Source organism: Finegoldia sp. BIOML-A1, assembly GCF_009678325.1.
GTDB lineage: Bacteria > Bacillota > Clostridia > Tissierellales > Peptoniphilaceae > Finegoldia > Finegoldia magna.
In genome coordinates this window covers 44,836-58,771 of record NZ_WKZF01000006.1, presented here as the reverse complement: position 1 = coordinate 58,771, position 13,936 = coordinate 44,836, and the positions used below count along the sequence as shown (strand labels likewise).

At 35.4% G+C, this 13,936-nt stretch carries 16 protein-coding genes, 1 pseudogene and 1 other annotated feature; of the genes and pseudogenes, 13 read left to right on the top strand and 4 right to left on the bottom strand.

Going from position 1 to position 13,936, the window contains the following annotated elements:
* Positions 1-185: 185 nt before the first annotated feature.
* Positions 186-947 carry an AIM24 family protein gene (locus tag GKG00_RS06525; protein WP_154254810.1) on the bottom strand — a complete coding sequence of 254 codons (762 nt, stop codon included), beginning with the start codon at positions 945-947 and terminating at the stop codon, positions 186-188.
* Positions 948-1,081: 134 nt separating this feature from the next.
* Here GKG00_RS06525 and GKG00_RS06520 point away from each other — a divergent pair, with 134 nt between their 5' ends.
* On the top strand, positions 1,082-2,341 hold the full coding sequence (locus tag GKG00_RS06520) for a hypothetical protein (protein WP_154254809.1): 1,260 nt from the start codon (positions 1,082-1,084) through the stop codon (positions 2,339-2,341).
* Positions 2,342-2,681: 340 nt separating this feature from the next.
* The gene (locus tag GKG00_RS06515; protein WP_154254808.1) at positions 2,682-4,043 is read left to right on the top strand and encodes a YjiH family protein; all 1,362 of its coding nucleotides are present in this window, start codon (positions 2,682-2,684) and stop codon (positions 4,041-4,043) included.
* A 38-nt stretch (positions 4,044-4,081) separates the two neighbouring features.
* On the opposite strand, the gene GKG00_RS06510 is transcribed toward GKG00_RS06515, so the two are convergent.
* From GKG00_RS06510 to GKG00_RS09065, 3 genes are all read right to left on the bottom strand, one after another.
* Positions 4,082-4,735 (bottom strand): alpha/beta hydrolase, encoded by a 654-nt coding sequence (locus GKG00_RS06510; protein ID WP_154254807.1) that lies wholly within the window; start codon positions 4,733-4,735, stop codon positions 4,082-4,084.
* Between the two features lie 203 nt (positions 4,736-4,938).
* The gene (locus tag GKG00_RS06505) at positions 4,939-5,784 is read right to left on the bottom strand and encodes a KilA-N domain-containing protein (RefSeq protein ID WP_154254806.1); all 846 of its coding nucleotides are present in this window, start codon (positions 5,782-5,784) and stop codon (positions 4,939-4,941) included.
* A gap of 278 nt (positions 5,785-6,062) precedes the next feature.
* Positions 6,063-6,188 carry an LDCC motif putative metal-binding protein gene (locus GKG00_RS09065; RefSeq protein ID WP_002834945.1) on the bottom strand — a complete coding sequence of 42 codons (126 nt, stop codon included), beginning with the start codon at positions 6,186-6,188 and terminating at the stop codon, positions 6,063-6,065.
* A 181-nt stretch (positions 6,189-6,369) separates the two neighbouring features.
* On the opposite strand from GKG00_RS09065, the gene GKG00_RS06500 reads away from it, so the two are divergent.
* The 11 genes and pseudogenes from GKG00_RS06500 (at position 6,370) to GKG00_RS06455 (ending at position 13,935) form a co-directional block, all read left to right on the top strand.
* A complete protein-coding gene (locus GKG00_RS06500; RefSeq protein ID WP_002834946.1) occupies positions 6,370-6,774 on the top strand; it encodes a helix-turn-helix transcriptional regulator in 405 nt (134 codons plus the stop codon).
* Between the two features lie 4 nt (positions 6,775-6,778).
* The gene (locus GKG00_RS06495; RefSeq protein WP_154254805.1) at positions 6,779-7,321 is read left to right on the top strand and encodes an ImmA/IrrE family metallo-endopeptidase; all 543 of its coding nucleotides are present in this window, start codon (positions 6,779-6,781) and stop codon (positions 7,319-7,321) included.
* A pseudogene (locus GKG00_RS09060) lies at positions 7,311-7,940 on the top strand (DNA polymerase); the annotation flags it as partial. The gene GKG00_RS06495 and the pseudogene GKG00_RS09060, both read left to right, overlap by 11 nt.
* Positions 7,914-8,750 (top strand): hypothetical protein, encoded by an 837-nt coding sequence (locus GKG00_RS09055; protein WP_341460835.1) that lies wholly within the window; start codon positions 7,914-7,916, stop codon positions 8,748-8,750. The pseudogene GKG00_RS09060 and the gene GKG00_RS09055, both read left to right, overlap by 27 nt.
* Positions 8,740-9,075 (top strand): hypothetical protein, encoded by a 336-nt coding sequence (locus GKG00_RS06485; protein WP_110058382.1) that lies wholly within the window; start codon positions 8,740-8,742, stop codon positions 9,073-9,075. Before GKG00_RS09055 ends, GKG00_RS06485 begins: the two co-directional genes overlap by 11 nt.
* Positions 9,076-9,077: 2 nt before the next feature.
* The gene (locus tag GKG00_RS06480) at positions 9,078-9,377 is read left to right on the top strand and encodes a DUF5960 family protein (protein ID WP_154254803.1); all 300 of its coding nucleotides are present in this window, start codon (positions 9,078-9,080) and stop codon (positions 9,375-9,377) included.
* 96 nt (positions 9,378-9,473) lie between these two features.
* Positions 9,474-9,699, top strand: a binding site (T-box leader).
* A gap of 51 nt (positions 9,700-9,750) precedes the next feature.
* A complete protein-coding gene (locus GKG00_RS06475; RefSeq protein WP_154254802.1) occupies positions 9,751-10,287 on the top strand; it encodes a 2-oxoacid:acceptor oxidoreductase family protein in 537 nt (178 codons plus the stop codon).
* Entirely contained in the window at positions 10,268-10,561 is a 294-nt protein-coding gene (locus GKG00_RS06470) for a 4Fe-4S binding protein (RefSeq protein WP_172976491.1), read from the top strand. Before GKG00_RS06475 ends, GKG00_RS06470 begins: the two co-directional genes overlap by 20 nt.
* A complete protein-coding gene (gene porA / locus GKG00_RS06465; protein ID WP_154254800.1) occupies positions 10,558-11,697 on the top strand; it encodes a pyruvate ferredoxin oxidoreductase in 1,140 nt (379 codons plus the stop codon). The genes GKG00_RS06470 and porA overlap by 4 nt, the downstream gene beginning before the upstream one ends.
* Complete coding sequence (locus tag GKG00_RS06460; RefSeq protein ID WP_154254799.1) at positions 11,694-12,587, top strand: thiamine pyrophosphate-dependent enzyme; 894 nt, start codon at positions 11,694-11,696, stop codon at positions 12,585-12,587. The genes porA and GKG00_RS06460 overlap by 4 nt, the downstream gene beginning before the upstream one ends.
* Positions 12,580-13,935, top strand: coding sequence for an AMP-binding protein (locus GKG00_RS06455; RefSeq protein ID WP_154254798.1), 1,356 nt, complete (start codon positions 12,580-12,582; stop codon positions 13,933-13,935). The genes GKG00_RS06460 and GKG00_RS06455 overlap by 8 nt, the downstream gene beginning before the upstream one ends.
* The last annotated feature ends 1 nt before the right edge of the window (position 13,936 follow it).

The following is a 13,936-nucleotide window of genomic DNA, read 5'->3' as shown; positions in this document are numbered from 1 at the left end:
TTCTAATCGAAAAAATCCGTCAAAAATCGTATTTGCGTAAACGAAGTGTGCTTACGATTTTAGGATTTTAAGATTATGAAATCTTCAATTTGTGGAGTCTAGATATTCGTGCATTAAGGTTTGTTATTCAGTTTTTTTAGCATTAATGGTTTGCTATTAAATACTCAATATTTAAATTTTCAAATTTATTCCAAAACTGGTGCCATTAGAACTTTTCCAGTTCCTCTGTACACATTCACAAGTCCTTCACCGCTTGTCGCAGAACCTATCAATGATTTACCAGCTCTTTCAACTGTAAAACTCAACGATCCACTCCAAGCAATTGCCATGTTTCCATCTACCTTCAACACATCATTTTCAAGCGTTATTTCTATCAATTCTTCTCTTGGTACATAAGATTCCAACGCAACAATTCCCGTTCCATGTAATCCTAAGTTGAACAACCCTTCGCCACCTGCAACAGCCGATGAAATATTAGATTGCATAATAGCTTTGTGTTCCAATTCAGAATCGCAAGCCAAGAACAATCCATCTTCTATGATGATTTCATTATCCCAATCATCTGCATCCAACAATAAAATGTGCTTGTATGTCGGTTCCAACACCAAAAGCCCGTCGCCTGTGTATTCTGGTTTTATCGCACCTTCGCCAGTTACAGAACCACGCAAAGCTTTTTTGAAGAAATCTCCAGCTCCTTTTATTCCAGTAGTTGAGCTGACATTTCCAATCATCCATTGCATAGCACCTGCTTGCACAGTTATGTTTGATTTGGAAACATCACACACCAATTGTCTTCTTCTGACATTCATTTCAGATGCGAAATAAGAGCTTTGTGCTTGTTCGTAATCAACCGACAAATCCCTCTTGTATTCTACAACTTTAAACGCTCCATTTTGTTCCTTGATTATGACATCATCATTATCTTCAAAATTTTTAACTTTAAACATATAGCACCTCTTTTCATGAATATTATAACATATTGTTCAATTCGCTAATTTGCTTTTTCTAAAATTTGTTATATAATTACATCTTGGCTATTTTTAAACTTTATTATATAATTTTACAAAAGAAGGAGAAAACTATGAAAAAGAAAATATTAAGCACATCCCTTGCATACGTAGCAGTGCTAACTGGTGCTGGACTTGCAAGTGGACAAGAAATCTTGCAATATTTCACAGCTTATGGCAAATCTGGTTTGTGGACTGCGCTATTTGTTTTGTTGTTGCATACATTTATTGGAGCGATTATTTTAGAGTTGGGTTCGTATTATTTTGCAGATGAACACAGCGATGTTTTGGACGAAATAGCATCCAAAAAATTCACTAGAATTTTCGACATTTTACTTATTTTGACAGGATTTATAATCGGGTTCGTAATGCTATCAGGTGCAGGATCCAACCTCAACCAACAATTTGGACTAGCTCCATGGATAGGGTCTTTAATTTGCGCACTACTTGTAATTTTCGTAGGAATGATGGATTTTGAAAAAGTTACAAGAATTATCGGAGCATTCACGCCAATTATTGTTGCGTTAATTTTAATCGCATCAGTCTATACAATTATAAAATTTGACGGAAGTTTTGACCAATTAAATCCAATTGCTAAGACTATTCCTAAAAATTTCGACAGTCCTTGGCTTTCTGTAATCAACTATTTTTCATTGTGTATGATGGTTGGTTTAAGTACGGCGTTTGCAATCGGTGGCAATCACGTTTTATCAGAAGAAGCCAAAGTTAGTGGATTGTTGGGAGGATTTCTCACAGGAACAGTAACCGCTCTTTTGGCAGTTGTACTATTCATGAGAGTCGACATTCTAAAAGATGCAGATCTTCCAACACAAACTCTAATCGAAGAAATCAATCCAGTTTTAGGTTTGATAATGAGTTTTGTAATATTCGGAATGATTTTCAACACAGCTATCGGATTATATTATTCGTTAGCTAAAAGAGCTTCCAAGGACAATCCTACAAAATACAAAATATATTTGATTGGATTTGTAACGATAGGATTTTTCCTAAGCTTTTTAGGATTCAGAAAACTTATCAGCATCACATACCCTATAATTGGTTACGCCGGAATAATTTTGATAATATTCTTGATTTACGCATACATCAGAGACTTCCAAAAAATCAAAAAAGAATCCAAAAGAAGATTTAAAATTTTAGATTTATTGGAAAAGAAATACGACGACGATCAACATTACAGCAAAAAAGATGCCAAAAAAGTAAAATCAATGATTGAAGATTCAAACTTGGACAACAAAGTTTTGAAAGAAGAAATGGAAACAATGGCTGAAGAAAATCAATCAGACGATGATGAAAAAGAAGATACGGAAGAATAATTTACGGGCTACTATATCGGTAGCCTTTTTTATTTGAGATTTTGTAGATTAGAAAATCCTCTGGCTAAGAATATCATACGAAACAAATTGTTTGATTTTCCAATCGAAAAAATCCGTCAAAAATCGCATTTGCGTAAGCGTTAGCGTGCTTACGATTTTAGGATTTTGAGATTTAGAAATCTTCAATTTGTGTAGTCTAGATATTCATGCTAGAGGATTTTTCTAATTCTTCGTGCCATATGATTTCTTGCTTCTCCTAATCAATTTTATTTGTTATTTTCTTGCATCATCTTTTCATAAGTGTTATACTAGTTGAAATATTTTAAAGCGAGGAGATAATATGAAAACCAACAAAAAATCACTAATGAATTTTCTGATTCCATCGATTATCGGGATAATTATCTTCATGATACCCGTAAAATTCGATGGCGAATGGACTATAATCGTCAAAATTTTCGCTGATTTTATAGCCAAAACCATTGGCGATTATCTGCCAGCACTTTGCACAATTATAATCACAATATCTTTTGTAATGAGCGTTTTGGCAAGTTTCAATGTAAAATTCATCAAAGAAAACAAACTTTTAGATCAGACATTTTCTGTAACGCCTGTGTGGCTAGTACTTAGAATTCTGGGATTTATCGTCGTGTGGATGGTCGTGTTGAAGGACAAGCTTAACCTTGGGCCGTTTTTCGACATGATAGTTGCCGATGAATCTGCGACATTTATACTCAACGATTTGTTGACATCACTTGTAATAATTTTTGTAATAGCAAGCATGCTTCTTCCACTTTTATTAGATTTCGGACTTTTGGAATTTATCGGTGCGATTTTCACAAAAATAATGCGTCCAGTATTTTTAATTCCTGGACGTGCCGCAGTAGATTGCATCACAAGTTGGATTGGAGATGGAACATTGGGTGTCATGCTGACTTCAAACCAATACGAATCTGGATATTATTCTGCAAAAGAAGCTGCAATTATTTCTACGAATTTCTCTGCAGTTTCCATCACATTCAGCCTTATCGTTTTATCCCAAGTTGACATGGTCGACTATTTCGGAGTGTACTACCTTTTGGTCTGCTTAGTTGGAATTGTCTGTGCGATTATAGTTCCAAGAATTCCACCATTGTCACTCAAAAAAGACGACTACGTAGTAAAATCTAATCATGATAACGAAGATATTGCAGAAAATTATTCTTCATCGGTACAGTACGGACTAGATTTGGCAATCAAACGTGCAGAGTCTCACAAAGGAATCGGAGAATTTTTGAAAAACGGAATCGAAAACGCATTTGGAATGTGGTTTTCAGTAATGCCGATTGTTATGATAATCGGAACGGCGTCGCTTGTACTTGCAAACAACACGCAAGTTTTTGAAATCTTAGGTAAGCCTTTCTTGCCACTGTTGAACTTCTTGAAAGTTCCAGAAAGTTTGGAAGCATCCAAGACAATGATCGTCGGCTTCAGCGACATGTTCACACCATCCATCATCGCTGCAAGCACAATTCAATCGCAAATGACCAAGTTCATCGTAGCGACAATCTCCGTAACGCAATTGATCTACTTATCAGAAGTAGGCGGACTAATCCTCGCATCGTCAATTCCTGTAAACTTGTTCGAATTATTCGTCATATTTATCGAACGAACAATAATCTCACTTTTGATAGTAGCACCAATCGCACATTTGTTGTTTATGTAAACGAAAACCAGAGAACGGACAATTCTCTGGTTTTTTGATTATTCCTTTAAAAATTCACCAATACACTCAGCTATTTCAACTGGCTTTTCAGTGTGAAAATCGTGTGATGTATTTTGGATAAATACTGATCTTATATTTTCTTGATTATTATTTTTTTCTACTTTGTTTTTCTTGTATTCATATAAATCATCTGGTGTATCGGATAATAATAACAGCGTTTTTTCTTTTATATGCATGTCAAAAACATCCACATCTTCTTTGAACTTTATATAAAGCAAATTAGAAATTATATCAGCATTCATCTCAAGACTATTTTCTTTTATATAACTTCTACTAAATTCAACTTCTTTTTCCACTGTTGTTTTCATGAAATCATTCGTAATTATTGCCCCGTCTAAAATAATTAATTTATCCGGTTTTATCACTTCAATGTTTCTAAGCAATAAGTCTGCACCTAGTGAATATCCAATAACTATTGAATTTTTTGGTATCTGAGTTTCTATCCATTTTTCAAAATCTTCTTTGTTTTCTACGTTCACATCTATATTTGAATATTGTCCAGGTAAATTGATATATTCAATGGTATACTTGAATTTATTTAACTCTTTTTCAAGCTCACTTACGTTTGATATATCACATCCTAAACCTGATAGCATATATATTTTTTTCGTTACTTCACTTTTATAATTCATAATATACTCTAGAATCCCCAAAAATTATTCTATTATCCACGTAATTGTCTCAGTATCTGACTTTTCCTTTTACACGAATAGTTCTTTCCATAATAATCTCCTTTGTTGATAAATTTATCCTACAACTTCGTCGATATACTCTGCTTGTTCCACGATAAGATCGATGATTTTTTTGCAAATTTGGTTATTAATTACTTAAATGATTATTTATTTCCCTCTAATTTTTTAATACCACTATCTTCAAGTTTTTTAAGTGATTTCAATTGTGTTCTTGCAAGTTTTCTAAGTTCAATCATTCTATCTTTTTGATCCACACCTTTTCCAATAAGAATTGCATTATAGCTTTCCATATTTGCAAGCACAAGTAATTCATTCAAACTTGCATAGTCTCTCATATTGCCTTTTAAATCTGGATTTTCTTCACGCCACTGTTTTGCTCTTTTGTTAAATAAGGCAACATTGAGCATATCTGCTTCACTTGCGTATTTAAAAGATAATTGTTCATTAGTTAGGTCTTTTAAGAGATATTCTTTGATTGCGTCTGTATGAATTTTATAATTAATCTTTGAAATTTCTCTATGAAGATTCCAAGTTAATGATAGTTTTGAGGTTTCATCTTCCTTCAATCTTTTATAGTCTTGAATAATATAAAGCTTAAACTCTGGAGAAAGCCAAGACGCAAATTCCATTGCTATATCGTAATGAGCATATGTCCCTCCATATCTGCCAGCTTTTGAAACTATTCCTATAGCATTTGTAGATTCTATCCATTTCCCTGGGGTCATTGTGAATCTATTTAGGCCTGCTTCATTTCTAAACGTGTCGAATTGCACACGGTTAAAATTTGGATTATTCAAAACTTCCCATAATCCTATAAATTCAAGGGTGTTTCTATTTCTCATCCAATTTTGAATAACAAATCTTGGATCATCTGTGTTTTTATATTTTGCTATATCCGTTAAGCTTATATAATCATTTTTAAAATCTTCAGTATATACTTGAATTGAAAATCCCTTAGCAGAAATTTGCTCTTTCTTCATTTTAGACAATTTGCTCCCTCCTTATGTTGGTGAACTCTTTACAATTTCAAATCCAAGGTTAGCTCCTGTTATGTTATCCATGTGATCACCTGCTATATTTTCATTCTTGTTTATTAAATATTCTTACCTTTTATTATATCAAAATGAGTTGGTAAATTCAGTATTGTAGCTGTTTCTCTGTGCAAAAAAATAGAGCGAAAGTTTGATTTCTTTCGCTCTGATTTTAAAATTTAATTTTGTTTTATGAAAAAATCGGATTTGATTTCTCAAATCCGATTTGTGATATTCTATTTATCTTGTTTATTCATTGTGCAACAGTCTAATCTTTCTTCTCCGAAAGTGTTTTTGTTTTCGTTGCCCAATTTTTTTAGAAATTCTTCAAAATTTTTCTTTATTTTACTAAAAATTTTCATTTAATCACTACCTTTTTAGTTTCAATGTCAACTTGTTTACATTTATATTATACACCTATTGAGTTTCATTTTCAAATTCCACAAAAAATTTGACGTGATTAGAAGTTTAAATTATAATATTAGTAGTTACAGTTCATATGTTTTGAATTTGAACTTCTAATTTTATTTATGGAGGAAATCAATGAGCTTTGGTGCTAAATTAAAACAACTTAGAGAAGACAGAGGTCTTACTCAGACAGAACTTGCGGACAAGCTTGGTGTTACTTTGAAGACTATAAGTAACTACGAAACTAAAGGCACTCGTCCACGCACTCAAGATATGTACAAAAAAATCGCGGAATTTTTCAATGTTGACATCAATTTTTTGTTGACTGTGGAAGATAATTTCGTACTGGATTCTGCTAAAAAATTCGGATATTCTGGTAAAAAAGATGCGGAGAATTTGGTGGATAATTTGTCAGGGCTTTTTGCTGGAGGTTCTCTTCCTGAAGAAGACAAGGATAAACTTTTCAATGCGATTGCTGAGGCGTATTACGAAGCCAAATTAGAGAATAAAAAATACGGAAAAAACAAGAATAAAAGGTAGTCTTATGTACAATAGATGGATATATGATAAGGTAAATAGTTTGGTTGAAAAATACCACACCAGAAATCCCGAGGAGCTTTTGGATTTGTTGGGAATTAAGCTTCATTATATCGATAGTCCGTCCAAACTTTTGGGAGTGTATCAGGTAATTCTTAGAAATAGGGTTATTTTGATTGCGAACAACATCGGAAGTTTGAAAAAAATCGTACTGGCTCACGAGATTGGCCACGACCAACTCCACAGGAAATACTGCATTGATGGCCAAGCTTTTCACGAGAGCAAGGTGTTCAATCCTACTGATGTGTTTGAAAATGAGGCGAATATTTTCGCGGCTCATCTTTTGATTTCGGATGAAGATTTGATTAAAACTATGCGCGAGTACACTGACGACAAGACTATGGCCTATAAGCTGGGTGTGGATATTAATTTGTTGAATTTGAAAATATCTGAAATGGTGAAGCTGAACAAGTTTCCAGCAGATATTTGTTATATTGAAAATCCAAAATCTACTTTTTTGGAAGATTATAGTCCGTTGGATGACGAGTAAGGAGGTTGTTATGGGCCTTATAGATTACTCTTTGGAGCCAAAATCTGATATTGCTTTTGTGGATATCAAAAGTTTTTACGCTAGTGTTGAATGCGTCAAGAGAAATCTGAATCCTTTGACAACTTCTCTTTGCGTCATGAGTAATTCCGACAATGCGAGTGGGTTAATTCTCGCAAGTTCTCCTACTTTCAAGAAAGTTTTCGGAAAGAAGAATGTCGGTAGGGCTTTTGATTTGCCTTTTCACGTCCACGATAGGAAGTTTAACTTCCAATCGGCTCTCAGACAGAATTTACCCATCACCGATTCATATGTAAATTATATCGAAACTTGGGCGAAAAACACCGTCATCGTTCCGCCTCGAATGGCTTTGTATATTGAGGAGAATTTAAAAATCCAGAAGATTTTCATGAATTACGCCTCAAAAGACGAGATTCTTCCCTATTCTATCGACGAGGGATTTATCGATTTGACGACTAGTTTGAATTATTTCATTCCAGATAAAAAAATATCGCGCAAGGACAAATTGGATTTGATATCTTCTAGAATCCAAAACGAAATCAGAAACAAAACCGGCTTGTACTCTACAGTTGGAATGAGTAATTCCAATCCTCTGTTGGCAAAGCTTGCGCTGGACAACGAAGCGAAGAAAACTGTGAATATGAGAGCGAATTGGTCTTATGAGGATGTAGAACAAAAAGTGTGGAGTATTCCTGATTTGACAGATTTTTGGGGAATCGGTGAAAGAATGAAGCGAAGGCTGAATAAATTGTGTATTTTTTCGGTGAGAGATCTCGCAAATTCCAATCCAGATATTTTGAAACGAGAATTCGGAATTATGGGCGTGCAGTTGTGGTTTCACGCGAACGGCGTAGATGAATCTAAAGTCACACAACCTTACAAAGGAAAATCTAAGGGACTGGGCAATTCACAAGTTCTTCACAGAGATTACTCCAAGAAAAGTGAAATCGAAATAGTTCTCAAAGAAATCGCAGAACAAGTTGCTATAAGAATTAGAAGAATCAGAAAAAAAGCGACTGTGGTGTCGATTTATGTTGGATATTCCTACAAGGAAAACAAAAAATCCATCCACGCACAAAAAACCATCCCCCCTTCCCAATCAACAGCAGAGCTAACAGCTCATGTTATGGATTTGTTTCACAAGAAATATCAGGGAGGATCTGTGAGAAGACTTGGCGTAAGTTATGAAAATTTGGTGGATGAAGCGTGCATATCATTTTCACTTTTCGAAGACATTGAGAAAATAGAAAAACAGAAAAATTTGGAATCTGCAATCGATGAAATCAGAGACAAATACGGATTCACTTCCATTCAAAAAGCGACATCTCTTATGGAAGGATCACGTGTTATCGAACGAAGCAAACTAATTGGAGGCCACTGCGGCGGAATGGACGGCACTTATGATTATTAGAAATTATCTTCCCTACAAATCAGCCAGGGAATATTGCGACAGAAAAATGGCGAAATGGATGGGATTTTTCCTGTCAGAGCACACGACAGCACTACATTCGATGACTGAAAATGTAAGCGTACAATCGTTGGGTGCGAGTAGCTTGCTTTTACTGATAAGCCAAGCTTTTCTGAATGATTTTACAGTCGAAATCTTCACCCACAATAACAAATCATACGTAGGGACAATCTACGATTTTTTTGAAGACAAGATATATTTTGAAAGCGACGGTCAAATGATAGAGATAAAATTCGACAATATTTTGAACATTAATTTGATGGAGTAATTATGAATACATTACACAAAAATACTTTTCAATTCGATTATTTTTCGGACAATTTCATAGCTTTTGAAAAAGATTTTTACAAATACGCAAACATAAACGTACCACTTACATTCTTAACAGACGACATTTTAGAACACATGGTGTCTACAAAAAATGATTATTTCAGGATAAACGCGAAAAACTGCAAGGATAACCGCGACCACTATTTTATCTTCAGAAAAAATTTCGTAAAAGAAAACAAATCCATAATTCTTTTTGAATACATCTGCCACAAAACGCAATCGGAACTTAAAGATTTATAAGATAATTGTTAAATTTGCACGTAATATGTTATTGTTTTATAAATTTTTCAAAAAAAGCTTGACAATATTTTTTTACGAATGTATAATGATTAAAAATCAAACCTACAGAAAAGAAGAGTAGTCATAAATAGATTTTACAGAGAAGCTCCATTTGGTGAGAGGAGCAAATTGATGTTATGGTGAACATGGTCTTTGAGGGGACAGTTCGATATTAGGACTGTACGGCAACTTCCGTTATCACGAGTTAGAGCTTGATGGAGCTTGAAGTGGTGTATTTTTACATACACAAAAAAGGTGGTACCGCGGATATTTCGCCCTTTCTATTAGAAATAATAGAAAGGGCTTTTTTTATTATAAAAATTAGGAGGAGATTATGATTGAGATAACATTTAGAGGAAGAGGTGGACAAGGAGCATTCACTGCATCAAAAATAATTGGAAATGCATGTGTGAAACAAGACAACTTGTACTCGTTGGCTTTCCCAACGTTTGGTCCTGAAAGAAGAGGCGCTCCAGTGAGTGCTTTTACAAAAATTGATACGAAAAAAATCGAAGACAGAACGCAAGTACAAAATCCAAATTATTTGGTTATACTCGATGAATCGATGTTTGATATCGACGAATTAAAAAATCTTAAAGATTGCACAGTATTCATCAATTCTTCCAAAAAATTTGAAGAAAAAAATGTGATTTCTGTCGATGCGACCAAAATCGCACTGGATATTTTACATAAGCCGATTACAAATACTGCAATGATTGGGGCGTTGTTCTCCAAATTCAATGTAATCGACAAACAGAGCATTGTAGAAAGTTTCAAAGATAATTTGTCGCCATCAGTTGTGGACAAAAACGTAGAATTATTCGAAGAAGTTTTGAAAGAGGTGAATGAAAATGAAAAGGCCAGAGCTTAGACAGTTCAATGGATTTGAAAAAATAGAAGATTATCCTTTGGGAACATATTACGAAGCGGGTTTCCTTACAGTTACCAACGATTCGTACCGAAGTTTTGATTATTTCATTGACAAGGGCAAATGCAAAAACTGCTTGGAATGTTATTTGTATTGTCCAGATGGAACGATTGAAAAGCAAGACTCATACGTTAGTATTAACCAAGATTTTTGCAAGGGTTGTGGAATTTGCCAGAAGATTTGCAATTTCAATGCAATAGAAAGGAAAATAAAATGAGAAGATTTTTATCGGGAAATGAAGCTGTAGCAGAGGGCGTTAGATTATCGAAACCAAACGTAATCTCAGCCTACCCTATCACTCCACAAACTACAGTGGTTGAAAAATTATCGGAAATAGTAGAACAGAAACAGCTTGATTCTAGATTTGTTCATGTGGAAAGTGAACACTCTGCTCTATCTTGTGCAATTGGTGCAAGCGCAATCGGGGCGAGGACTTTCACAGCGACAAGTTCACAAGGATTGTTGTACATGGCGGAATGTCTTCCCTACGCTGCTGGCGGCAAATTTCCAATCGTTATGGTAAATGCGAATCGTTCAACTGCACTTCCTTGGAATATTTTTGGAGACCAACGAGATTCCTTGTCGCAATTAGATAGCGGTTGGATTCAAGTGTACGTGGAAGATGCACAAGAAGCTTTGGACACAGTGATTGAAGCGTATTACATAGCTGAACACAAGAAAGTCTCCACTCCAGTGATGATTAACTTGGATGGATTCGACCTCACACACACTTACGAACCTGTTGATGTTCCTGAAGCTAATGATGTGGATGAATTCTTACCGAAATTCAAAACAGAAAACAAATTCGATGTCGATCATCCAAGAAATTTGGGATTTTCAGTGGGACCTTCTGATAATTTGGAATGGAAAATCAGAGAAAACAAAGCAGTTGTGGATTCATTAGATGTAATCGAAGAATCAAGGGACAAATTCAAACAGATTTTCAATAGAGATCATGGTGGTGTGATTGATTCCTACAAAGTTGAAGATGCAGATTATGTTTTGATTTCTATCGGATCAATCTCGGGATTAATCAGAAGTGTAGTCGATGAATTAAGAGAACAAGGTGAAAAAGTCGGATACTTGAAACTAAGATACATCAGACCTTTTCCAACAGAGAAATTGAGAAAAGAACTTCAAAACGTGAAAAGAATTGGGGTTTTGGAAAAAGATATTTCATTCGGTCATTTCGGAACAATCTACACTAACGTGAAATCAGTCACAGACATCGATTCACAAAATTTCGTAGGAGGACTTGGAGGACGAAATATCACACGAGATAACATCAAGGAGATTTTCCAAAAACTTAAACAAACAGGCGAAGAACTTAATTTTATAGGAGCGAAGTTATGAGTAAAATAAACAAACGAACAATTACACAAGATGAATATTTTTACGGACACAAGGCATGTTCCGGTTGTGGCGCTGCCCTTGCAGTTAGAATCGCTTTGAAAGTTCTAGGAGATAGAGCAATTTCAGTTCTTCCAGCAGGTTGCATGTCGGCAGTTGGATTTAATTTCCCACAATTAGCTTTCAAGAACAACTCGATTATTTCGACGTTCGCTGGAACAGGCTCCATGCTTTCTGGCATTTACGAAGGAGCAAAGGCTTTGGGGATTGAAGATTTGCAGATTGTTGGATTTGCAGGAGATGGTGCTACGGCAGACATTGGATTTCAAACATTATCCGCTGCAATCGACCGCGGTGACGATGTAATCTACATTTGCTACGACAACGAAGCCTACATGAACACAGGAATTCAAAAATCGTCCTTGACACCATTTGGCTCATCGACAACTACCACACCTGCAGGAAAAAACATCCACGGAAACACTCGCAACAAGAAAAATATTTTCGATATAATCGCAGCTCACGACATATCTTACGCAGCCACTGCATCAGTCGGCTACATTCAAGATTACATCGACAAAGTTGAGAAAGCATCCAAAATCCGTGGAACCAAATACATTCACGTCCTATCCCCTTGTCCAGTCGGTTGGGGCACAAATACAGACGATACGATTGATTTGGCAAAAGAAATCGTGGACAATTGCATGTTCCCATTAGAAGAATACGAAAACGGAAAATATTCCATAAGAGAAATCAAAAATAGAAAAACAGTTCACGATTATATAAGAAAACAGCGAAGATACAAACATTTGACAGATGAAGAAATAGATTTGATAGAAGAAAACACAATCAAAAATTACGAAAACAAACTTAGGAGGAGCTATCATGATTAGAAATAACATCAAAGAAATTACAAAAGAAAAATTAGAAAGTTTAAGAACATCAAAATACTGGGAAGAAGAATTGGAAACGCTAAGCCGTGAAGATATCGAAAAACTACAATTACACGAATTGAAAAACATATTAATCCACGCTTACGAAAACTCAGAATACTACAGAAAAAGTTTCGACGAAAATTTGTTAGACCCATACGAATTTTCATCACTTGAAGAACTTGCAAACTATCCATTTATCAACAAGAAAACAGAACGTGACACACAACACAAGGGAAGTTTCCTTGGACAAATGGCTTGCACAAGTGAAGACGACGTAGTGTTCATCTCCGCATCTTCAGGATCTACTGGAATTCCTACTATTTCACCATTCACACAACAAGACCTCGACGAATTCCAAAACGTAGAATCCAGATTTTTCTACCAAATCGGAATGAGAAAACAAGACCGATACGTTCACGCACTCAACTTCTCGCTATTTGTCGGAGGGCCTGATGTAATCGGAGCACAAAATGTCGGCGCACTTTGTATTTGGGCAGGAACTATTCCATCTGAAAAACTATTGAACATAATTGTAAATTACAAACCAACTATAATATGGACGACTCCTTCTTATGCGTGGTATTTGGGTGAAACTGCCAAGAAACACGGCTACGATCCAAAAGAATTATCGTTGAAGAAAATAATCGTCGCAGGAGAACCTGGTGGATCAATCAACGCCACAAGAGAAAAAATCGAAGAATTGTGGGACGCTGATTTGTATGATTTCTACGGATTAAGTGACATATTCGGAGCGTGTGCTGCAATGTGTGAAGAAAAGGATGGACTACACATCGCTGAGGATCAAATCTTAGTTGAAGTAATCGATCCTGAAACTGGAAAAGTTCTACCAGAAGGTGAAGTCGGAGAATTGGTCTTCACATCTTTGAGAAAACAAGCAAGACCAATGATTAGATTTAGAACTGGAGACATCGGATATGTAAACAAACAAAGATGCAAATGCGGCAGATCATCTACAAGGATTTACATACAAGGAAGATTAGACGACATGTTCATAGTATCTGGAGTGAACGTATTTCCTTCAGATGTGGAACACGCAATCAGACAAGTCGAAGGAATCACTGGCGAATACAGAATCAGAATCTTCGACAAGAGCTTAAGCACAGCTTATTCTGTTGAAGTAGAGAAAAACGACTACATCACAGATGTAGAAGCTTTGAGAGAAAATATATGGAAAGAATTGAAAGTTAGACTTGGTGTGAAACCTCACGAAATCATCATCCACGAAGACGGATATCTTCCAAGACAAACTCACAAAGCAAACAGAGTTATAGACGAAAGACAATAAA

What these genes read in the sequence shown, in the direction of transcription:
- porA (WP_154254800.1), top strand. Translation starts at nt 10,558, where the DNA reads ATGAGAAGATTTTTATCGGGAAATGAAGCTGTAGCAGAGGGCGTTAGA.
- GKG00_RS06500 (WP_002834946.1), top strand. Translation starts at nt 6,370, where the DNA reads ATGAGCTTTGGTGCTAAATTAAAACAACTTAGAGAAGACAGAGGTCTT.
- GKG00_RS06470 (WP_172976491.1), top strand. Translation starts at nt 10,268, where the DNA reads ATGAAAAGGCCAGAGCTTAGACAGTTCAATGGATTTGAAAAAATAGAA.
- GKG00_RS06475 (WP_154254802.1), top strand. Translation starts at nt 9,751, where the DNA reads ATGATTGAGATAACATTTAGAGGAAGAGGTGGACAAGGAGCATTCACT.
- GKG00_RS06460 (WP_154254799.1), top strand. Translation starts at nt 11,694, where the DNA reads ATGAGTAAAATAAACAAACGAACAATTACACAAGATGAATATTTTTAC.
- GKG00_RS06485 (WP_110058382.1), top strand. Translation starts at nt 8,740, where the DNA reads ATGATTATTAGAAATTATCTTCCCTACAAATCAGCCAGGGAATATTGC.
- GKG00_RS09065 (WP_002834945.1), bottom strand. Translation starts at nt 6,188, where the DNA reads ATGAAAATTTTTAGTAAAATAAAGAAAAATTTTGAAGAATTTCTAAAA.
- GKG00_RS06480 (WP_154254803.1), top strand. Translation starts at nt 9,078, where the DNA reads ATGAATACATTACACAAAAATACTTTTCAATTCGATTATTTTTCGGAC.
- GKG00_RS06510 (WP_154254807.1), bottom strand. Translation starts at nt 4,735, where the DNA reads ATGAATTATAAAAGTGAAGTAACGAAAAAAATATATATGCTATCAGGT.
- GKG00_RS06495 (WP_154254805.1), top strand. Translation starts at nt 6,779, where the DNA reads ATGTACAATAGATGGATATATGATAAGGTAAATAGTTTGGTTGAAAAA.
- GKG00_RS06525 (WP_154254810.1), bottom strand. Translation starts at nt 947, where the DNA reads ATGTTTAAAGTTAAAAATTTTGAAGATAATGATGATGTCATAATCAAG.
- GKG00_RS06455 (WP_154254798.1), top strand. Translation starts at nt 12,580, where the DNA reads ATGATTAGAAATAACATCAAAGAAATTACAAAAGAAAAATTAGAAAGT.
- GKG00_RS09055 (WP_341460835.1), top strand. Translation starts at nt 7,914, where the DNA reads ATGAGTAATTCCAATCCTCTGTTGGCAAAGCTTGCGCTGGACAACGAA.
- GKG00_RS06515 (WP_154254808.1), top strand. Translation starts at nt 2,682, where the DNA reads ATGAAAACCAACAAAAAATCACTAATGAATTTTCTGATTCCATCGATT.
- GKG00_RS06520 (WP_154254809.1), top strand. Translation starts at nt 1,082, where the DNA reads ATGAAAAAGAAAATATTAAGCACATCCCTTGCATACGTAGCAGTGCTA.